We start from the raw sequence: 19085 nt of genomic DNA, 5'->3' as shown, positions 1-19085 counted from the left end.
GGGGTAATTTATATAGAATTTGTTAGTATACGTTTCAAAATAAATAAGGGGTGTGTAAAGGTATGGAATTATTATGGTTTATTCCGGCTTATGGAGATGGTCGATATTTAGGAACGACAAAACGAGGAAGAGCAGCTGAATATGGTTATTATAAGCAAGTTGCTGCGGCAGCTGATTATTTAGGATATACGGGTGTTTTACTTCCAACTGGTCAAGGATGTGAAGACCCTTGGGTGTTAGCTTCAGCTCTTGCTGCTGAAACAGAAAAACTAAAATTTTTAGTAGCAGTGAGACCAGGACTAATGTCACCTACAGTTGCAGCGAGGATGGCATCTACATTTGATAGAATTTCAGATGGGAGACTACTTATTAATGTAGTAGCTGGAGGAGATCCAGTTGAACTACAAGGAGATGGATTATATCTTGAGCATGATGAAAGATATGAAGCAGCGGATGAATTTTTAAAAGTTTGGAAATCGACATTGCAAGGTGAAACGATTTCTTTAGAAGGAAAACATATTCAAGTTACAGATAGTAAAGTTGTATTCCCGCCAGTTCAAACACCATATCCTCCTATATATTTCGGAGGATCATCAGCTGCTGGAAAAGAAGTAGCAGCTGAACATAGTGATGTATATTTAACGTGGGGAGAGCCACCAGAGCAAGTGAAAGAGAAAATAGAAGAAGTAAGAAAACTTGCAGAAGAGAAGGGCCGTACAGTACGATTTGGCATTAGATTACACGTAATTGTAAGAGAAACAGAAGAAGAAGCGTGGGAAGAGGCAGAACGTTTAATTCAATATGTGGATAATGAAACAATTGAGCTTGCTCAAAAGACATTTGCAAGATATGATTCGGTTGGTCAAAAGAGGATGACACATTTAAATAAAGGTACGAGAGAGTCGTTAGAGATAAGCCCTAATTTATGGGCTGGAATCGGACTTGTAAGAGGTGGGGCAGGTACTGCACTTGTAGGCAATCCACATACAGTAGCAGAAAGGATAAAAGAATATGAATCGTTAGGAATTGATACGTTTGTTTTATCAGGATATCCGCATTTAGAAGAAGCGTATGAAGTGGCAGAATTGTTATTCCCATTATTGAAAAACGAGAAGAAAGAAGAAAATAAAATGGTTGGTGAAATGATTGCTGATGCATATGCATTAAAAAAATAGTGAGAAATAAAGTTTCACCTATTTATTGCTTTATTTTGTTTACTGCCTGTTAATACGGGATAAAAAACCCGCAAGTTATTCGCTTGCGGGTTTTCATCGTAAATTATTAGAAAATATGGTAAAATTAAAGGGTAACTTAAGGTGCGGTTGGTTGTTCAATTATCACTTCTCCGAGTAGGAGGGGGGTGATAATACGTGAGTGAAATAGCGTTGCTACTGCAAGGTGGACTGTTTCTCGTTGCATTGTTAACGTTCGTCGTCGTTTTAATAGACAAGCTCAAAAAATAACAACCCACCTATGCTTATAGAATGTGGGTTGTTTTGTTTGTAAGAAACAAATAGGATAAATGAACAATCCAATCTGCTAAGTTACGTGGACTAGTGTGTAGCCGCACACTAGTCTTTTTTATTTATATACAATTTATAATTGGTTTATGTGATTGTATTGTTCTTTTCATACTCATTATAACACAGTGTCTTTTCATCAAGAAAGGAGACCGTATGTTCTGGTTTCTGTTATATAGTAGGTGCTTTTTCTTTAAACAGCCCATCCATATACTGTTTTAAACTTTGGACATAAAATTTCTGCGTATTCACATTATTTACACCGACAATCGGCGATGGAAGGTCAAATCTTTTTTCTGATAAATGAACGACAACATCAAAGATATCAAACAAACGAATGAAGCAAAACAGGCCGTCTTTATCGCTAAGTAAAATAAAGTAATGATTTTCACTACTTGTATTTAGCGTATTCCATAAAGAACTTTTGCTTAAATCACGTACAATGCTTTTTTCTTTTAGTTCCACGAAATCTGCATTGGAGAGAATGGTAGAAATATCAATTGCATCTTGATCTTCAAAGTAGCCGTCAACTGCTTGTACAGCGAATGTATAAGCCATTTTTAATACACTCATTTTATATTTACGGTTATCTAATAGTAATTCACGTTGAATAGAACTCGCTACTTTCGTTACACGTTCCTCTTTCCAAATTTCATTATGTAAGGAAATATCGTGCTTTTTACATAGTTTCATAATTAATGCATTAGAATAAAGAATCTCGTCGCTTACTTCGACAACATCAGTCTCAGCAGCCGCAAGTTCCTCACCGTGCTCATTCGTATAGAGTGGGGAATCAATTTGTCTTTTCATTTGTTCAATCTTAAATTGACTCAATTTATGCCTAATTAAAGGGCGATCGATATTTGTTGTCATTTGTTCATGACAAGTATCACAAATTGAGTTTGTGAAATAATATCCACATAATATTTCTGGAATGACATATTGTTCACTAAGTTCTTTCGTATCTTTTCTGCAAATGATGCATTGTGTCATTTTTATCACCTTTACCTGCAAATTTGTATGTAATCTCATTGTAGTGTATTTATCGGTATTTTGGAATATTGTAAAGGAAAATATTATGTGAAATTCATACTTATTTTGGTACAATGAAGAGAAGTGCTAGTTTAAAGGAGGCCGTTTTTTTGAAATCAAAAGTGCACTTTTGGACATTAGAAGTGCTAATGGTTGTAGGAATCATATTTATTTGCACAAAAATATCATTTTTATTTCAACCGATTGGTATCTTCATATCAACATTATTTTTCCCAATCTTAATCGCGCTTTTTTTATACTTCATATTTAATCCTGTATTAATCTTTTTGGAGAATAAAAAAGTACCTAGAAATTTAGCGATATTACTGTTATATCTTTTTATCATAACATTAACTGCGGTTGGCGTTGGAGTAGTTGTTCCTACGATTTCACAACAGCTAATGGACTTAGTAAAAAATATGCCAGGCTACATAAAAGAGGGAAAAGTATACATACAAGAATTATCACATCATAGGTTGTTTGAATGGTTATCTACACAAAACTACGTTTCCATTGAAACAATTGAAAAAAATGCAATTGAATACTTAAAAGATATACCAAATACAATTACGTCGAGTGCAACGGCTTTATTTGGTATTATCACGAACGTTGCATTAGTTGTATTTACTGTACCGTTCATTTTATTTTACATGTTTAAAGATGGACATGCCTTTCCAGGAAAAGCGGTAAGTTTATTACCAGAGTCTTACCGTGAAGAGGGGCTTCATATCATTAAGGAAACGAACGAAACATTATCTGCATATATTCAAGGACAAGCGCTCGTTTGTATATTTGTAGGTGCGTTTACATTTATCGGTTATTTAATTATCGATTTACCGTACGCTTTCGTTTTAGGAATTATTGCAGCATTTACAAACATCATTCCTAACTTAGGGCCATTTATTGGGGCAGCGCCAGCTGTTATTGTAGGACTGTTCGTATCTCCGATGCAAGCATTGTACGTAATTATTATCGTAACAATTGTACAACAGTTTGAAAGTAATATTATTTCACCACGTATTATGAGCTCGAAATTAAACATCCACCCATTAACAATTATTATGCTAATTTTAGGGGTAGGTAACTTTGCTGGAATCATCGGAATGATTTTAGCAGTACCAGTTTATGCAGTAACAAAAACAGTTGTTTCGAACTTAGTGAGATTGTTTAAGACGAAGAGAAGTAATCGGAATTAGTAAAACCTGAGAAAGATACACCGCTTTTTAAGTGGTGTATCTTTTGTTTATAAAAAATAATTAAAAGTGGGTTGATTTGATTTTATTATATATTTTTTATACATCAAATTCAGTGATGAACTTGTGTGATATAAGGCTCTATAAAACTATGTGGAATCCCTATGAACTATCCAAATCATTTCCTTACAGCGCGCTATCAACATCAAAATCGACTCCTTTCAATTCTATATAGTTAAACGATTAAAGGTGAGTGTAGTATTTGCTTCTACGATCTCGAATTTCATTAATAACTTGTTTATATTGTCTTTCTTGTTTTAATTCATTTTGAGATATTGTTTCTTTTTGAATCGTAATCGTTAAAAAGAAAAGGTGAAACTTCATATGTGAATTCCTCCTTTCGAATTGGAATTACAGATGACTACAGTAATGACTTTGTCTTTCTTTTACAGAATCCATAGCCTGATTAATTTGTCGTTCATGAAGCATTTCAGACTCAGAAAATTTATTTTTTTGAATGGTAATGGTTAAAAAGAATACTTTAAATTTCATTGGATAATTACCCCTTTATAAGTGATTTAGAAAAGACGAGTGTAATAAGAAGATTGGCGCTCTTTTACTTCGTCCATAATGTTTTGGATGTGTTGCTCACGTAAAATCTCTTTCTGTGAAAGCTTACGTTTTTGAATGGTGATTGTTAAAAAGAATGCTTTAAATTTCATGAATATATTACCCCTTTAAAATATATTTTTAATACATTTGAGTGTAGTATGAACTTTTAATGTCAGTTATTTTATCAGTCAGTTGTTTTAACTGTTGTTTACGAATGATTTCAGTTTCAGATAAAGTATTTTTTTGAAGCACAGTCGTAAAAAAGAAAATATGAAAAGTCATAAATGAATTCCTCCTTTCGAAAAGGAATTACAGGTGATTACAGTAAAGTGCTTGGCGCTCCTTAACATCATTCATAGCTTTTTCAATTTGCTCATTATGAAGAATTTCATCTTTGGAAATTGTATTTCTTTGAATCGTAATACTTAAAAACAATACGCTAATAGTCATTGAATGTTGCTCCTTTCTTAGAAAAATAATGTAAGAGACTAAAAAAACCGCGCAAAAAAACCACAGGAAGATACAGTTCTCCTATGGCGGGGCGTGAAAAAGCCACAGGAAAGTATACGACCTCCTGTGGCGAATTTATGAATTAAATGAAATAAAGTACGATTTTCAATTCTCCATTAGGGTGGTCGAATTCATATTTAATTGTCCAGAAAACACAGGTGCAGTTAACGCTAAAGTTAATGCATGTAATTGTAATTTCATCATTTCCTTCGACCTCCTTTTAGAATTTTTTTCTTACGTTAGTAAGTATATACAATTAATGGATAATTGTAAACATAAAAAATGAAAATTTTTAATTTTGATTAAAATGCGTATATTTAAAAAGGGATTTGAAAGTAAATATTGTAATTAACGAAATATCGATAAAAATGGGGGATGCTAAATGAAATATATGCATCATAACATAATCGTTATGCTAACAATTTTTTTATTCATTACGGCTTGTTCTAACGGAGAAAGAATAAAAGATATATATGATGTTAGGTCAGATGATTTTAAGAAATATACTGGGACATACGTTGGTAATAATTCAGATGTGGTTGCAATTATTAATCATTTATCCGGTGGTGGAACAGTTCAAAGTATAAGTTTAGAAAATGAAAATATAAAAGTGAACTATGGTGCAAAAGAGAGTGGAGCTCTTACAGAAGAAATGATTGAGACGTATTGGTTTGATGAGAAAGATACGATGAAGAAGAATTTTCTCTTTAATGCTACCTATCTAGTAATTTTAGTACCAAACGCAAAAGCTTATGAGTTTCAAATAGAAAATAAAAACTTTAAGATAACGAGGGAAGAAATGTTATCAATTTTGCATAGGGAATTCGATGATTTTCCAAAAGAAAAAGATATATGGGATAAAAATAAAGTTATAAAGTTCTTTAACGGCAATGAAGAAAAAATTAAAATGCTTGTGGAAGATAAAGATTTTCGGAAATCTTTATTTGCTAAATATCCAGTAAGCCAGTTGAAATAATGGAGGGGAGAAGATGGAGTTAGTATACAAAATTTCTTATCATAGAATGCAGGATCATTATTACAATTTTTGAAAGAAGATATTCCATACATCCCGCATGTAACAGTCGGAAGAAAAGAAAGTGCCGAATTAGCTGCTGAAGTAGTGAAGGAGATTCCTAGTTTGCATGGGAAGTTAAATTGTGTGATTGATAGAATAAGCGTGGAGCGAATTGGAGAGAACGGGGAATCAATTATTGAATTTGAAGTGCCATTTCTAAAAAGCTGACAAAAGTCAGCTTTTTATTTCGTAGCATGAAGTAATGCACCAATTGCACCGCTATTACCACCATCTTGTAAAAAGATTGGTGTTTTATTTTGATATTCGGTGTAGCTACTAATAATATGTTGAAGTTGTATGTTATTACATAAAGTTGAACCAATATAAATAATGTGTTCAATGTCTTTTGTTTCGGCGAATTGAAGGCTTAGTGCAGTAACGACTTCACCGACAAGTCCTTGCACAGTAGCTAGTATATCGGAGCTACTATTATTTGATTCTGTAATGGCTGCTTTTCCGAAGTTGCTAGCAGTTAAGTTATTATCGATAGGGGAAAGAATACCACCATAAATATCTCCAACCGTAATATCTAGTTCTTTTCTAGAGCCTACTTTTGTTAGAGGGATTACATCTTCAAAATGATCTATATTTGTTAACAATTTTGAAAGTCCCATAATAGTCCCACCGCCAACTCCGGTTCCACCAGCGCGAATATATTGTTCATTATAAACGTAATGGATAGAAGTACCTGTACCGATATTGGTTAAAATAAAATTGCGTATAGCATGTTTTTCTTCTTTTAATATGTATTGGACACCTGCAAGAGTAGCTTTAAATTCGTTTAGCTCTACTATTTTATATGAACTTGTAAGCAGTTGCTGTAATAGTTTCGATTTACCACCCGTAATACATATTTGTTTTATGCCATTGTTGCTTTTAATCCAATCTATTATTTTATGTTGTTCATGCGAATAAAATTTTTCAAAAGTTAATAGCTTTTTTTCGTTAAAATAAGCTATTTTCGTTAATGTGCCTCCAGCATCGATACCGATAGTACGTTCCATTTCCCTACTCCTAACTACGTAATATATTTTCTTATTTATTTAATTGGTTGAGAATAGATATTTCCAACTAATATAAGGAACACTTTAATCTGCTTGATATATTAATAGTTTTTCTATAGTTAAAATAGGCTGGTCGTTTACAGTTGCAATACCTTTACCAAGAATAAAACCTCGGCGATTGCGCATTAGCTCATAATGTAAATCAAGTTTATCACCGGGATATGCTTTTCCGTGGAATTCAACTCCATCTAAAGAGGAGAGAAATCCTAGTCCTTCAGAATCACTTGTATGTATAAATGCACTAAGCTGAGCAAGTGCTTCTACAATTAACATATGAGGCATATGTTTGTGACTATCGTTTATAAACCATTCGTTATTTGTAATGAGTTTATATCCTGTAACGAATTCATCTTGTTTTACATTTATTACTTTATCAATCATTAAAAATGGATAACGATGGGGAAGTGTGTCTTTAATATGCATATGAAAGTACCTCCAATTAATAATACCCCTGCTAAAGTTAAGCAGGGGAGTGGGAACTAATTTTTAACTAATTCATTTACTTTTTCAAGGACGAAAATGCCGCTATTTCTAATGTTTTCAACAACTTGTTGCAACACTTCTTTATCTTGAACGAGTGCAATACGTACGAAGCCTTCTCCGTGAGGTCCAAATGCGTGACCTGGTGTAACAACGACATTCGCACGATCCATTAATGCATAAGCGAAGTCTAGAGAAGTCCATCCTTGTGGAATTTCAGCCCAGACAAACATACTACCAGCTGGCTTATCGACATTCCAACCAAATGTTCGGAATCCATCGACTAAAGTATCTCTCCGTTCTTGATAAATATCGCGGTTTTTCTCACAAAATGCAGCGCCATTTCTTAGTGCTGCAGATGCCGCTTTTTGAATTGGTAAAAATACACCGTAGTCGGTATTGGATTTAAATTGAGTAAGTGCACGAACAATTTCTTCGTTTCCAATCATATATCCAATACGGCTACCTGCTAAACTATAACTTTTTGACAAAGAATTGATTTCTACGCCAACTTCTTTAGCACCATGTACAGAGAGGAAGCTAATTGGCTTATTACCATCGAAATAAAATTCAGCATAAGCAAAATCATGGACAACGATAATATTATGCTTTTTCGCGAATGCGATTACTTCTTTAAAGAAATCTTCATGGGCCATTGCTGGAACGGGATTCCCTGGGAAGTTTAAAATCATCATCTTCGCTTGATCGGCAATTTCTTCAGGGATGACTTCTAAGTCTGGTAAGAAATCATTCTCTTTCTTTAAAGGCATGTAGTAAGATGTTGCACCAGCCATTTGAATACCTGTTTCATAAGCTGTATATCCTGGATCAGGAACTAATATAATATCACCTGGATTTGCATAAACCATAGGTAAATGAACGAGCCCGTCTTGTGAACCCATTAATAATAAAACTTCTTTATCCGCATTTAATAAAACGTTATGAGTGTTGTTGTAATATTCAGTTACAGCTTCGTGAAATTCTTGAATACCTGATAATGTATACCCGTAGCTCTCTTTCTCACTCGCTGTATGTACCATTGTTTCTCTTACAAAATCAGCGGGCGGCATATCAGGATTTCCGATGCTCAAATCAATCATGTTATGACCTGCTGCAATTTTTTCTTTTTTATAGGCTCCTAATTCACTAAATATAGAAGATTGGAATGCTTTCATTCTAGTTGCTAACGTGTAAGTCATCAAAACCCCTCCTAAAACAGTGCTTTCATTCTGCGTTTTTAATTATTCTGAAAACACATGTTTATATTTTATCATTTTTTTATGAAAATTAAAACGATTGACAAATTTAGAGGAAGTATTAGCCTATTTTGAAAAGTATCGATGTAAATAGCGTAGACGTGTTAATTGAAATGTCTATTATAGGATTCATTTTATATAACTTAAGTTATTTTATAGTTTTTATTAAGTATTTGTGGAAGATTTCTAAAGTGAAATAACGCAGAAAATATTTTCTGCGTTTCCTCTGAAATATAATCATTTCTTTTTATACGTGCATAATTTTTCAGCTGTCAAAAAGTATACATTTAATGTACCGTCGGCAACTTTTAAAGTTTGCTCTGATGTAAATGAATTACCATAATCAATGTGATATACATTAGAATTTTTGACAAATGAGCCTTTATATAAATCGTCTTTATTCTTTGTGGTTTGCATTTCTACTAAATTTTGCACAATTTCCTCTTTATTTTCTTTTTTGACAACTGTTTCAAATTTATAATATACAGGGCATTCACCATTTTTATTGTCAACGACTTCCCAAGAACCGTATATATCGTTATTGCTGCATCCACTAAGTAGGATGATTAGTATAGGAATTGTAAGTAGAACCTTTTTCATTTTGTGCTCCTTTCTTTTAAATTTGAATAAACGTGCGAATACGATAGGGATATTATAATAAATAAAGTTTAAATTTTTTTAAAGAATTATTTAATTTCATATAAAAATTTAGGAGAAATTAAATAAGCATGAATCTAGTGTAAAGTCAGATTCATGCTAGTACCATAGCCTATGTTATATCTTTTTTGAGGATAAATAAAGAGGAAAGCAGAAGCACTATTCCATTTAATATATATACGCTTGCGATCATAAAGGCTAACGTACCTGCGCCAAATCCTGCTTTATCGAATATAGAAGCAAATGTTGCGATAGTCAAAAAGACAATGGGAGTCAGTAGTAAAAATATGAAACCTGCCACGATTCTTTTTTTAAAACTATGTCCAGATAAGGAAATGGCTAAAAAGTTTAGGATGCTAAACAGAGCAATTGCAAAGAGCAGGACAATAAATACTTCAATGCCATCAGACATTTTACCACTCCTTTTATAAAGAGTACTCTTTATAATCTATTCGAAATAAAAGGGGGATACTCCTTTAGGTAATTTCAATAAACGTAATAAATAGGCGTATTATAGAACAAAGAAGTATGGATTCAATATTATATCCATACTTCTTTGTTTATTTTATAAATTCGCAGATTGTGAATGCTGTTTTTCATAATGTTTCTGCTTAGAAAGGGAAATAGAAATAATCAATAATGAAACGACTCCGAAGATGAGAACCATATATTGTAACCCAATTGTATCTAAGAAGAACCCTGTGCCAAGTAAGACGATTTGGAACATAACCCTCTCAAACATATTACGGAATGAGAAGAGGCGACCGTGATAACTTTTTTCCACTTTCGTTTGGAAAATTGTCGACATAATAGGGAAGAAGCAGCCAACACTAAACCCAAACAAACCAAATGATGTAAGAGCCATCCATTTTATATCGCTAAAGAACAATGACAGGTGTGCAAAAGCAGTACAAATTGCGAAGAAATATAGTAATTTTTCGGGTTTGAAATGATCAGATAGACGTTTAATTACGAAGGCACCTAACATAAATGCGACACCTTCAATTGTATATATGAACCCTTTAATCGTAGGATCATGTTGCATTTCGCTAATGTTAATAACCATTAAATTAAACCCTGCTATAAATAATAGAGGGATGATACTTAATATAAGTGCTGTAAAAGCAATAGGAATTCCTTTTAAAATACGAAATACTTCCATAAAGCTATTATCTTTTGCAGCTTGTTTACTTGGTGTTGTTGATTTCTTGTCTTCGAATTGTAGGAAGAAAGTCGAGAGGAATAATAAGGCGTATGCTGCCATTGAGAAGGCATACATGTACTGTAAACTCATCACAACTAAAAGAATTCCACCTAGTGAAGTACCTGCAATACGAGCGATTGTACCAACATTCATATGTACACCATTCATTTGTAATAACTCATGCTCACGTACGATGAGTGGAATTACAGATTGTAATGCAGGGAAATAAAATGCTGCTGAAATTTGAAGAGCAACCATAAATGCAATCATAAATGCGATACTTTCAAATTGAATAGCAAAAAACATGAAAATAACACTTAAAACTCGACCAAACCCAGCGTAAAGAAGAACTTTTTTCTTTTCATACTGATCGATGACACGGCCAGCCATAGGTCCAACTAGAACACCGGCTAATAGTCCGATAAATAATATAACTGATTTCATGAAATCAGAAGGGACATATTTTTGCATAAATTCAAGGTTGCCAAGAATACCAAGCCATAATCCTAGACCTGCAATAAACTCCCCAATTAAAACAATCCAAACGTTTTTATTACGCCACATAACATAAAACCTCTCCGTCTTTTAAAATGAAAAACTCGTATATAAAACCTCCTTATTTATGTAGTATTTTTATACGAACTTTTTTAGAGTCAGAGTCTATATTACGTGTTTCATAATTGGATTTCAATCTTTTTGATTTGTAAAAAATTTGATGTATTAATTGATGAAATAAATGAAGCAAAACGTAAAAAATTCATGATTAAAGCTAATAGAAAGTAAGGATAAATATAAAAAAGCAAGAACGTATAACTACGTCTTGCTTTTCCAAAGTACAAAATTAAACATTAATTTCAATTAGCAATATTTACGCTCTTGTCCAATAGCTAAAGCGCTAAAAGATAGAGGACCAGCAACTTCTGTACTTGCACTACTAATAAGGTTTTCTACAGTTAATGAATATTCGTGTGTTCCACTGCTAACGTTTTGGTCTGTAGCTTGGAATGTTTGTACGTAAAATTGTTCAGAATTTGTTGATTCAATACCTACTTGTGTATTGAAAATTTCAATGTTATCAAGGAAAATTCGGAATAAAACTTGTGAAATCTCAGTTATACCTTCTACACCAACTGTAGCTATTAATTCTACTCGATTATTACGTGAATCTCTACTTGAAATTCTCAATTTCAAATTTACTAGAATTACTTTGTTTGGAGAAGAGGGGATTGCAAAAGTTGTTGCATCAGTTTTACTTATAGGTTGAGTAGCTTAATAATCAATGATATGAGTCATATTCACAACCTCTTCATATACTGAAATACGGAAATAGGGATGAATTATCTTGGACAAATACTAGAATATTATAATAGAGTCCACAACAATTGTTGAAAAGAAGCAATTTACATAAAAGCATCAAGAATATATCATAATAAGATGATATTTTTCTTAATGCTTTTTGTAATTAAGCAGAATATTCTTCTTTACGTACTTCAAAAAATTCATTACGTCGTAAGTAATTATAAATTCTCTCAGAAACTTCTTCTTCTTCAGACACTAAGAAACGATGGTCAAAAGCGTAGAAAGATTGACCTTTAATTAATTTTACATAATATATATTAAACGCCTCCTGACACTAGATTATTACTTTCTTCATATTATGATGGCCTATATGTCTGCTAAAAATACTTGGAGTTTCAAAGGAAGTAAGTAAAGGGATGAAAGAGCTTACAATTTTGTAAGGTTTATGTCACCTTTTTCGATAGTTTACATTCACCAATTTCTTCTATACTACAAATAAGTTGCATAAAATAAGGGGGTAAAAAGATGGATGAAGTAATTGGAGAAGTTGTAGCAGGTATTTGTGAATTTGTAGTAGAAGTAACAGCGGATGCTATAGGAAGTTTAGTTTCCGGAAATGATGAGGAAAAAGAAACATTATAATAATTTGTAAAAGTATAAAGTTGATCAAATTGTAAAGGCTGATTTCTAAAGGGAAGTCAGCTTTTTATTTTTTACATTATATTAACTTAATTTGAATATTCATTTGTTATTATATTGAAGAAACCTATATAAGGAGGTGAATAAACAAATATGTCGAATTCGGGGGCTGATTTATCTGTTTCTCGTTTGATTGTGGCAAATGTAGAGGAAAAGGAATATCATTTTATTGTTCGTGAACATCCGATTGTAGGGAAAGTTATATCGCTATTTGAAAATGGTAAAGAATATGGTTTACTAGATAAACAAATCGCTAATAAAGATAAATTTATTACATCGGAGCTTACTAAATTAGATTATTTTAACTTAGATGTTTTATATCATACACCTGGGTGGATATGGATTGGTATGGATCAATTTGGTTTACATGCTCGTGAGGCTACTTATAACGAAGTAGATGTTATTATGAAGTTGAAAGAGGATTTATATTATATAGATATATACGAAGAAATAAAAATGTAGTAAATATTTAGTCAGGTTAGGGGACAAGTTCCCGTAGCCTTTTTTGTTTAATAATAAAACGTAAAATTATATTATTTTGATTATAGGTAAACTTGATAAGAAGTGAGATGAAAAGAGGATTTGAAAATACATGAAGAGAATTGTAATAATTATATGAATCGTATATGTAAATAACAATAGAAAGAAGATGATAAAATGAGTAAGGAAGAGCTTGTGAAAAAACAGTTTGGCAGTAATGCAGATAAGTATGTGAATAGTAAAATACATGCTAAAGGACAGGACTTACAATATGTAGTTCAACAAGTTGCGTCTCGCCATAATAATCGTCTTCTTGATGTTGCTACTGGTGGCGGACATGTTGCGAATATGTTAGCACCTATGTTTGAAGAAGTAGTTGCACTTGATTTAACAGAACAGATGTTAGAAGAAGCAAAAGGTTTTATAAAGCAGAATGGTCATGGAAATGTGTCTTTTGTAGTAGGAAACGCAGAGGATTTACCATTTGCAGACCATTTTTTTGATACAATTACATGCCGGATTGCAGCCCATCATTTTACGAATCCGGCTCAATTTATTTTTGAAGTAAATCGTACGTTGGAGGATAATGGATTATTCATCTTAATAGATAATGTTTCGCCAGAAAATAATGAATATGATACATTTTATAATTTTATAGAAAAAAAGCGGGACCCAAGTCATGAACGAGCTCTAAAAAAGACAGAATGGCTTACTTTATTAGAAAAAAACGGTTTGCAAATGCAGTCATGTCTTACTTTTGATAAGAAGTTTGATTTTGACTGGTGGTGTAATATGATGAATGTCCCTGTACAAAAGCGCGAAAAATTAACAGAATGTATGATGAAAGCACCAAACGAAATGAAGGGATATTTTAATATTCAATTTAAAAATAATAAAGTAGATTCATTCTATACTGAAATGGCTATGTTTATATGTAAAAAAAGTACAACATTAAAAAGATAAATGTGTTGCAGTCTTTCTGAAGTACGATATACTTAGTACAGAGAAACTGAGAATTGAGGAATAGTTATAATGATTCGTGTACGCATTGAAGGTACTGAGGAAGAAATGCTTGAATTTATGGGGAAAATGCCGGACATTCCTGGATTTGAAAAGACACATATGAGAGAGCCGAGAAAAGGAAATAACCCGAAATACGATTCGAGTAAAAATGTACTAGCATATTTGTCTTATAAAAAGATTGAAGTCGCCAATAAATAGGCGGCTTTTTTAGTTTGCGCTGTTTCACCGCCTTGTCTTTTTCACATAATAATGATAGTAGATTATGCTGAAGAGGGGTGAGAATAGTTAATAAGAAAATCATCTTTTTTGGAGACTTTGGTATTGATGACGCCGTAGCGTTAATTTATGCAAATAAAACATGTAAATTAGATATTCTAGGTATTGTTGCAGAGTACGGGAATGTATCACGAGAAATCGTTACGGAAAATGTTTATTTTTTAGAAAGGTACTATGCTACACATGTAAAAATTATTGAAGGTGCGAGTAGGCCGATGACAGCTGAAGAACCTTTGTTTTTCCCTGAAATCCATGGGGATCACGGTTTAGGTCCTATTAATCCACCTGAGATGAGAATTTGTAAACGAGAAAATTTTTGTGAATTAATCAAATTAATCGAACCTTGTCCAGAAGATATTATAATTGTGGCGACAGGAAGACTAACGACGCTTGCTACGTTATTTTTATTGTATCCCAATATAATGGATCGTATTTGTTCGTATTATATAATGGGCGGTGCTTTCCTATTTCCAGGTAATGTTACACCAGTATCTGAAGCGAATTTTTATGGTGATCCAATTGCAGCAAATATTGTTATGAAATATGCGAAAAACGCTAGTATATACCCGTTAAATGTAACACAGGGCGCGCTTATTACGCCTGAAATGGCCAATATAATAGATAAACAAGGAACTGGACAGGCGAAACTCATTAAACCAATGATTGATTTTTATTATGAGAACTTCTATAAAAAAGAATATCCGGGTATTGGTGGAAGCCCTATACACGATTTACTACCGTTTGTCTCGTTTATAAATGATAGTATTTTTGAATATAAAAAATCGGCAGTGTGGATTAGTACGATAAATGATGTGACTAGGGGCCAAAGTGTAGCTGACTTTAGAAAAATAGCTGAACCAACAAGGTTTGATGGTCGGCCGATTCAAAGAATTGCTGTTGGTTTTAACTATCCTGCTTTTAAAGAAGAGTTTATGCGAACAATATTGAAGCCAGATTGTCCTTAATGTGTTAATAATAAGTCGGATAAATCGTTAGTCCGAAAAATGGTTTATCAGTCTGTATTATTCTCAAAAGTCTTATAGTTGAGCAGCATGAATAACTTATGAAAAATGTCACATAACTAATGGTAAGCAATTGTTTCTAATTATATTTTGATTGGTTAAATATAAAGGAGGTTATTATATGATTTGGTCTTTAATCGTTGGTGGTTTATTAGGATGGTTTGCAAGCTTAATTACTGGAAGGGATGTACCAGGTGGTGTAATTGGTAATATTATTGCTGGTATTATCGGTTCTTGGATTGGTACGAAATTACTTGGTAGTTTCGGTCCTGTAATAGGCGGATTTGCAATCATTCCTGCTTTAATTGGTGCGGTTATTTTGATTTTCATTGTGAGTTTTTTACTACGAGCAATGCGGAAATGAATGTAGCAGGACTGTTTACATTTGTAAGCAGTCCTTTTTATATGTTATGCTAGTATTATACAATCAGGAGGTGTCAGCATTGAAATCATTTACAGTAAATTTCCATCAAGAAGATAATGCAAAAGCGACAACAGTACATAAATTAAGTGAAGAGGACTTCAATAAAGCAACTGAAAAAGGTACTCGTCATTTATTTGATTTAGATACAAACGTTGGCTTCTTCGTATTCTTTGATGCAGAAGATGCAGAAGGAAATGATCAATACTTAATGTTACAATATGAAGGGGATCATGAAGAACCAACTGCGTGCTACGGATTTGATTTAAAACTATATTATCAATTTTTAGCGCTATACTTAAACGATCTTGAATTCCAAGGCGAAACAGATGAGGAAGAGGAAGAATACGGTCCAATTCATCATTTAGCGCACTTACTTTATCATATTGTTGAAGATGGTAAATCAATCGAAGTATAATATACATATTTGAAGCTGTCCTTTTGGGGCAGCTTTTTTATATGACATTGAATTGGTGTATTATTAGTTGAACCAATAAGGCTTTTACGGGCAGCCCTGCCCATCTAACTTCTTTGCTTCTGCTGAATTTTGAGGTGGAGATTTTACTGCCCGGCAAATAGCAGGATAAATTCATAATAGAAATTTATTTATTACTTTCATGTTAGCATCGTAAAACACCTGTTATAATGATTGTAATTAAATTCATGGAGGCTAATTCTATGCTTGTAGATGTAAAAGCTTTTATTAAAGCTGCAGGTTTAACATGTATTTCATCATTAAGTGGAGATAACACGTTTGTTTATAATTTTGAAACTGTAAAAAACACTATCGCTACACTTTTTAAGAAGCTAAGATTTACCATTTAATTTCATTTCAACCAGTAGGAAAAGAGTAATCACTTCCTACTGGTTTTTTTTCTGTTTGAAGGAGCTGTTGTGACAACATGTTTTAAGTGATAGATAGAGGATATTGTCATTGAGAAGAGAAGGGTTAAATAAGGAGATGAAAATGGTTTCGTTTATCAGGAGGTAGTTACTTCGGATATAACAGACTTGGTTACTTTTTAGAAACAGCTTTTGTAATATATTTTGTACAAGCTTTTTGAGAGAGTGAAGTACTGACTTTTTGGAACAAAAATAATTTGAAAAGTAGTGTAATGGGTTGGTTAACGAAATAAATAAGATGCAATAGGGGGTGAAAATGATGAAAATATATTTAAAAATAGTTATGTTATTTTTGGTGTTTACATGTATGTTTGCGCTAGCCGCATGTAAAGAGACAGACGAAAAAAACGAAACAAATCCAACTTTGGAAAATAATAAAAATAAACAAAGTAATTCTTCAGAAGAACAGAAAAATCTTGAAACAAAACCAAGTAATGAAAAAACAACAAAACCATCAACTGAGCCAGATTCGAAAAATAGAACATTTAATCAAAAATCAATTAACCACATTAAAGATTTGTTTGAATTAGCAAAAGAAGGAAAAGTACCTAATGTACCATTTGGAGCCCATACAGGGGATATTGAAGAAATAGAAAAAGCATGGGGGAAAGCGAATAAAACCGAACAAGCAGGGAACGGAATGTACGCAACTTTTACAAATAAAAATGTTGTTTTTGGATTTAATAAAGGGTCACAAGTTTTTGATGTACGCTCATATCATGCAGAACTAAAATCGATTACATTACAAGAAATTGAAAAAGTGTTAGGAAAACCATCTTCAGTTAAAGGGAATGGTGGAGACAAAATATATGTATACAAAGTAAATAACCAGTATGAGTTAAAATTTGTCATTCCAAAATCGACTGGTAATGTAGATCATATTTCCGTGTTTTCACCAGAGGATAGTATTAATAAAATGGCAGGATAAGAAATTAAGTGATTTCAAAAACACCTCGCTCTTTAAGTGAGGTGTTTTAGTTGTAAACAAGGAACGTCTCATTTCATATGCGAAATACTTCACTTTTGTTTTTTAGCATGCATCCAATAAGAAATGTTGATCTACTGAAAAAGTAGTAACTTATAAATTATGTGTAGGCTGGTTTGCGATTTTTTTTCGTTCCAAATTTTGAACAAATAACGCTTGTACAATACCTCCAACTAATAAGAAACTAGCGCAAATATAAAACAGCATACTTCCATTTAACTTACTTAATAAAACTGCACCAATAACTGGTCCACACGTTCGAGATATATCCCAGTGTATACCGTAAATTGAAAAATATAAACCACGTTTATCATGAGGTGCAATTTCTGAAACGAATCGTAATAAATGGTTTAGAGCAATACTTTCTCCAATGACTAAAAAGAGTAAGGTGAAGAATAACGACAATATCGTCGTTGAATAACTAAAGCCAACTGCAGCTATTGTATAGCAGGCGTAAGAAATAAGGATGATTTTCGCCATAGAAAATCGTTCAGACCATTTTACGAGGAAGATTTGTAGAATGATTTCCAAAATGGCTTTACATGTTGAAATAAATGCGAGTATGAATACGAGATTAAGAAATACATGTTCTGCAAAAATACGATAATTCGTCTCAGTTTGTGCATAAAAAAAGCTAATAGGAAGTGTAGAAACCATAAGACCGAATATGGCGTAATGTTTAAAAATAAATTGCTTTGGTGAACTTGCCTCAACTGTTTGTTTTGACATACTTATTGGTGGAACGGTTTCTGGGAGCTGGGTCCAAACAACAACGGCATATATCGTAAGGGTTACACTTTGCACGATAAATAAATATTCTGGGTGAGTATTATAAAAACTTGCACCGATTAAAGGACCGACTACGGATCCAATTGCTCCCATCGTTTGTAGGAGAGCAAAAATTTCTGCTTGCTGCTCTTTTTTTGTTAAATCAGCAATTTGTGCACGTTGAGCCGGAATATATAAGGAACGGCCAATGCCATTAATGACATATAACAGTGCAAATATAAAAACGGATTGAGCGAAAACGAAACTACCGATTGCAACACTTTGTAGCAATAAGCCGAGTAACATAATCTTTTTCCGGCCATATTTATCAGTAATTCCTCCAGCAATAAGTGTAAATAAAATGTCTGAAAGTGGCTGTAATCCGAAAATCAGCATAGTTATTATTACATTGCCGTTTAACATTTTATTGACGTAAATAATCATAATGATAGCTAACATAGATTCAGTCGTTCTGGTTAATAATTCACCACACAGTCTAATAAAAATAGGTTTATTGTAACGAAGTAAGAGATAATTCAATATTAATTCCTCCTTTCTATATTGAAATGATAAGATGAAAGAAGAATTGGAAAAAGTGTAGAAACA

At 32.8% G+C, this 19085-nt stretch carries 27 protein-coding genes and 2 pseudogenes; 14 read left to right on the top strand and 15 right to left on the bottom strand.

Annotated elements, in window-relative coordinates; genetic code table 11:
• Positions 1-62: 62 nt before the first annotated feature.
• Together ssuD and NZ044_RS14370 are read left to right on the top strand one after the other, a co-directional pair.
• Positions 63-1175 (top strand): FMNH2-dependent alkanesulfonate monooxygenase, encoded by a 1113-nt coding sequence (ssuD, locus tag NZ044_RS14375; protein ID WP_000422253.1) that lies wholly within the window; start codon positions 63-65, stop codon positions 1173-1175.
• Between the two features lie 195 nt (positions 1176-1370).
• The gene (locus NZ044_RS14370; protein ID WP_001289320.1) at positions 1371-1463 is read left to right on the top strand and encodes a putative holin-like toxin; all 93 of its coding nucleotides are present in this window, start codon (positions 1371-1373) and stop codon (positions 1461-1463) included.
• A gap of 228 nt (positions 1464-1691) precedes the next feature.
• Here the strand turns inward: NZ044_RS14370 and NZ044_RS14365 are convergent, their stop codons facing one another.
• Positions 1692-2513, bottom strand: coding sequence for an HNH endonuclease (locus tag NZ044_RS14365; RefSeq protein ID WP_000189714.1), 822 nt, complete (start codon positions 2511-2513; stop codon positions 1692-1694).
• A 149-nt stretch (positions 2514-2662) separates the two neighbouring features.
• Between NZ044_RS14365 and NZ044_RS14360 the strand changes: the two genes are divergently transcribed.
• Entirely contained in the window at positions 2663-3748 is a 1086-nt protein-coding gene (locus NZ044_RS14360; RefSeq protein WP_098506202.1) for an AI-2E family transporter, read from the top strand.
• Positions 3749-3988: 240 nt separating this feature from the next.
• Here the strand turns inward: NZ044_RS14360 and NZ044_RS14355 are convergent, their stop codons facing one another.
• The 5 genes from NZ044_RS14355 to NZ044_RS14335 are packed head-to-tail and all read right to left on the bottom strand — an operon-like array spanning position 3989 to position 4807.
• Positions 3989-4129, bottom strand: coding sequence for a YrzI family small protein (locus NZ044_RS14355; RefSeq protein ID WP_000668498.1), 141 nt, complete (start codon positions 4127-4129; stop codon positions 3989-3991).
• Between the two features lie 27 nt (positions 4130-4156).
• Positions 4157-4297: a YrzI family small protein gene (locus tag NZ044_RS14350; protein WP_000669805.1), complete on the bottom strand. Its 141-nt coding sequence runs from the start codon at positions 4295-4297 to the stop codon at positions 4157-4159.
• A 26-nt stretch (positions 4298-4323) separates the two neighbouring features.
• Positions 4324-4467, bottom strand: coding sequence for a YrzI family small protein (locus NZ044_RS14345; protein ID WP_000668963.1), 144 nt, complete (start codon positions 4465-4467; stop codon positions 4324-4326).
• 28 nt (positions 4468-4495) lie between these two features.
• Positions 4496-4639, bottom strand: a complete 144-nt coding sequence (locus NZ044_RS14340; protein ID WP_000142727.1) for a YrzI family small protein — start codon at positions 4637-4639, stop codon at positions 4496-4498.
• 27 nt (positions 4640-4666) lie between these two features.
• Complete coding sequence (locus tag NZ044_RS14335) at positions 4667-4807, bottom strand: YrzI family small protein (RefSeq protein WP_098506200.1); 141 nt, start codon at positions 4805-4807, stop codon at positions 4667-4669.
• A 442-nt stretch (positions 4808-5249) separates the two neighbouring features.
• On the opposite strand from NZ044_RS14335, the gene NZ044_RS14330 reads away from it, so the two are divergent.
• Positions 5250-5843 carry a DUF4825 domain-containing protein gene (locus NZ044_RS14330; protein ID WP_000876530.1) on the top strand — a complete coding sequence of 198 codons (594 nt, stop codon included), beginning with the start codon at positions 5250-5252 and terminating at the stop codon, positions 5841-5843.
• Between the two features lie 51 nt (positions 5844-5894).
• Positions 5895-6110: pseudogene (locus NZ044_RS14325) on the top strand (2'-5' RNA ligase family protein); the annotation flags it as partial.
• A gap of 14 nt (positions 6111-6124) precedes the next feature.
• On the opposite strand, the gene coaW reads toward NZ044_RS14325, so the two are convergent.
• The 8 genes from coaW to NZ044_RS14285 all read right to left on the bottom strand — a co-directional run bounded on the left by coaW (position 6125) and on the right by NZ044_RS14285 (position 12218).
• Positions 6125-6946, bottom strand: coding sequence for a type II pantothenate kinase (gene coaW, locus NZ044_RS14320; RefSeq protein WP_000442496.1), 822 nt, complete (start codon positions 6944-6946; stop codon positions 6125-6127).
• A gap of 84 nt (positions 6947-7030) precedes the next feature.
• Complete coding sequence (locus tag NZ044_RS14315) at positions 7031-7429, bottom strand: 3-hydroxyacyl-ACP dehydratase FabZ family protein (RefSeq protein ID WP_098506197.1); 399 nt, start codon at positions 7427-7429, stop codon at positions 7031-7033.
• 56 nt (positions 7430-7485) lie between these two features.
• The gene (locus tag NZ044_RS14310) at positions 7486-8685 is read right to left on the bottom strand and encodes an LL-diaminopimelate aminotransferase (protein WP_000222695.1); all 1200 of its coding nucleotides are present in this window, start codon (positions 8683-8685) and stop codon (positions 7486-7488) included.
• Positions 8686-8979: 294 nt separating this feature from the next.
• On the bottom strand, positions 8980-9342 hold the full coding sequence (locus tag NZ044_RS14305) for a hypothetical protein (protein WP_000757024.1): 363 nt from the start codon (positions 9340-9342) through the stop codon (positions 8980-8982).
• 169 nt (positions 9343-9511) lie between these two features.
• Positions 9512-9811, bottom strand: a complete 300-nt coding sequence (locus tag NZ044_RS14300; protein ID WP_001279466.1) for a hypothetical protein — start codon at positions 9809-9811, stop codon at positions 9512-9514.
• A 153-nt stretch (positions 9812-9964) separates the two neighbouring features.
• Complete coding sequence (locus tag NZ044_RS14295; protein WP_000269259.1) at positions 9965-11167, bottom strand: MFS transporter; 1203 nt, start codon at positions 11165-11167, stop codon at positions 9965-9967.
• 294 nt (positions 11168-11461) lie between these two features.
• A complete protein-coding gene (gene exsC, locus NZ044_RS14290; RefSeq protein ID WP_229145406.1) occupies positions 11462-11860 on the bottom strand; it encodes an exosporium protein ExsC in 399 nt (132 codons plus the stop codon).
• 205 nt (positions 11861-12065) lie between these two features.
• Positions 12066-12218, bottom strand: a complete 153-nt coding sequence (locus tag NZ044_RS14285; protein ID WP_074789873.1) for a YqbF domain-containing protein — start codon at positions 12216-12218, stop codon at positions 12066-12068.
• A gap of 476 nt (positions 12219-12694) precedes the next feature.
• Here NZ044_RS14285 and NZ044_RS14280 point away from each other — a divergent pair, with 476 nt between their 5' ends.
• The 9 genes and pseudogenes from NZ044_RS14280 to NZ044_RS14240 all read left to right on the top strand — a co-directional run bounded on the left by NZ044_RS14280 (position 12695) and on the right by NZ044_RS14240 (position 17654).
• The gene (locus tag NZ044_RS14280; protein WP_000071474.1) at positions 12695-13063 is read left to right on the top strand and encodes a hypothetical protein; all 369 of its coding nucleotides are present in this window, start codon (positions 12695-12697) and stop codon (positions 13061-13063) included.
• Positions 13064-13258: 195 nt separating this feature from the next.
• Positions 13259-14044, top strand: a complete 786-nt coding sequence (locus tag NZ044_RS14275) for a class I SAM-dependent methyltransferase (protein ID WP_000031314.1) — start codon at positions 13259-13261, stop codon at positions 14042-14044.
• A gap of 69 nt (positions 14045-14113) precedes the next feature.
• Positions 14114-14302: a DUF3970 family protein gene (locus tag NZ044_RS14270; protein ID WP_000621885.1), complete on the top strand. Its 189-nt coding sequence runs from the start codon at positions 14114-14116 to the stop codon at positions 14300-14302.
• A 77-nt stretch (positions 14303-14379) separates the two neighbouring features.
• Positions 14380-15345, top strand: a complete 966-nt coding sequence (locus tag NZ044_RS14265; protein ID WP_098506194.1) for a nucleoside hydrolase — start codon at positions 14380-14382, stop codon at positions 15343-15345.
• A 178-nt stretch (positions 15346-15523) separates the two neighbouring features.
• The gene (locus NZ044_RS14260; protein WP_000638310.1) at positions 15524-15766 is read left to right on the top strand and encodes a GlsB/YeaQ/YmgE family stress response membrane protein; all 243 of its coding nucleotides are present in this window, start codon (positions 15524-15526) and stop codon (positions 15764-15766) included.
• 79 nt (positions 15767-15845) lie between these two features.
• Positions 15846-16241, top strand: a complete 396-nt coding sequence (locus NZ044_RS14255) for a hypothetical protein (protein WP_000834883.1) — start codon at positions 15846-15848, stop codon at positions 16239-16241.
• A 260-nt stretch (positions 16242-16501) separates the two neighbouring features.
• Positions 16502-16648, top strand: a complete 147-nt coding sequence (locus NZ044_RS14250; RefSeq protein ID WP_000959552.1) for a hypothetical protein — start codon at positions 16502-16504, stop codon at positions 16646-16648.
• Positions 16649-16788: 140 nt separating this feature from the next.
• A pseudogene (locus NZ044_RS14245) lies at positions 16789-16959 on the top strand (aminopeptidase); the annotation flags it as partial.
• 23 nt (positions 16960-16982) lie between these two features.
• The gene (locus NZ044_RS14240; RefSeq protein ID WP_015945824.1) at positions 16983-17654 is read left to right on the top strand and encodes a YjgB family protein; all 672 of its coding nucleotides are present in this window, start codon (positions 16983-16985) and stop codon (positions 17652-17654) included.
• A gap of 150 nt (positions 17655-17804) precedes the next feature.
• Here the strand turns inward: NZ044_RS14240 and NZ044_RS14235 are convergent, their stop codons facing one another.
• The gene (locus NZ044_RS14235; RefSeq protein WP_001108447.1) at positions 17805-19019 is read right to left on the bottom strand and encodes an MDR family MFS transporter; all 1215 of its coding nucleotides are present in this window, start codon (positions 19017-19019) and stop codon (positions 17805-17807) included.
• Positions 19020-19085 lie beyond the last annotated feature (66 nt).

The organism is Bacillus sp. FSL K6-1338, from assembly GCF_038006965.1.
Classification (GTDB): domain Bacteria; phylum Bacillota; class Bacilli; order Bacillales; family Bacillaceae_G; genus Bacillus_A; species Bacillus_A thuringiensis_S.
Note: the sequence above shows the minus strand (reverse complement) of the source record. Positions and strands in the feature narration are given on the sequence as shown.

Bases quoted from the DNA above. Each gene is read 5' to 3' on its own strand.
- ssuD (WP_000422253.1), top strand. From the start codon at position 63: ATGGAATTATTATGGTTTATTCCGGCTTATGGAGATGGTCGATATTTA.
- NZ044_RS14365 (WP_000189714.1), bottom strand. From the start codon at position 2,513: ATGACACAATGCATCATTTGCAGAAAAGATACGAAAGAACTTAGTGAA.
- NZ044_RS14355 (WP_000668498.1), bottom strand. From the start codon at position 4,129: ATGAAGTTTCACCTTTTCTTTTTAACGATTACGATTCAAAAAGAAACA.
- NZ044_RS14350 (WP_000669805.1), bottom strand. From the start codon at position 4,297: ATGAAATTTAAAGTATTCTTTTTAACCATTACCATTCAAAAAAATAAA.
- NZ044_RS14345 (WP_000668963.1), bottom strand. From the start codon at position 4,467: ATGAAATTTAAAGCATTCTTTTTAACAATCACCATTCAAAAACGTAAG.
- NZ044_RS14340 (WP_000142727.1), bottom strand. From the start codon at position 4,639: ATGACTTTTCATATTTTCTTTTTTACGACTGTGCTTCAAAAAAATACT.
- NZ044_RS14335 (WP_098506200.1), bottom strand. From the start codon at position 4,807: ATGACTATTAGCGTATTGTTTTTAAGTATTACGATTCAAAGAAATACA.
- NZ044_RS14330 (WP_000876530.1), top strand. From the start codon at position 5,250: ATGAAATATATGCATCATAACATAATCGTTATGCTAACAATTTTTTTA.
- coaW (WP_000442496.1), bottom strand. From the start codon at position 6,946: ATGGAACGTACTATCGGTATCGATGCTGGAGGCACATTAACGAAAATA.
- NZ044_RS14315 (WP_098506197.1), bottom strand. From the start codon at position 7,429: ATGCATATTAAAGACACACTTCCCCATCGTTATCCATTTTTAATGATT.
- NZ044_RS14310 (WP_000222695.1), bottom strand. From the start codon at position 8,685: ATGACTTACACGTTAGCAACTAGAATGAAAGCATTCCAATCTTCTATA.
- NZ044_RS14305 (WP_000757024.1), bottom strand. From the start codon at position 9,342: ATGAAAAAGGTTCTACTTACAATTCCTATACTAATCATCCTACTTAGT.
- NZ044_RS14300 (WP_001279466.1), bottom strand. From the start codon at position 9,811: ATGTCTGATGGCATTGAAGTATTTATTGTCCTGCTCTTTGCAATTGCT.
- NZ044_RS14295 (WP_000269259.1), bottom strand. From the start codon at position 11,167: ATGTGGCGTAATAAAAACGTTTGGATTGTTTTAATTGGGGAGTTTATT.
- NZ044_RS14280 (WP_000071474.1), top strand. From the start codon at position 12,695: ATGTCGAATTCGGGGGCTGATTTATCTGTTTCTCGTTTGATTGTGGCA.
- NZ044_RS14275 (WP_000031314.1), top strand. From the start codon at position 13,259: ATGAGTAAGGAAGAGCTTGTGAAAAAACAGTTTGGCAGTAATGCAGAT.
- NZ044_RS14270 (WP_000621885.1), top strand. From the start codon at position 14,114: ATGATTCGTGTACGCATTGAAGGTACTGAGGAAGAAATGCTTGAATTT.
- NZ044_RS14260 (WP_000638310.1), top strand. From the start codon at position 15,524: ATGATTTGGTCTTTAATCGTTGGTGGTTTATTAGGATGGTTTGCAAGC.
- NZ044_RS14250 (WP_000959552.1), top strand. From the start codon at position 16,502: ATGCTTGTAGATGTAAAAGCTTTTATTAAAGCTGCAGGTTTAACATGT.
- NZ044_RS14240 (WP_015945824.1), top strand. From the start codon at position 16,983: ATGATGAAAATATATTTAAAAATAGTTATGTTATTTTTGGTGTTTACA.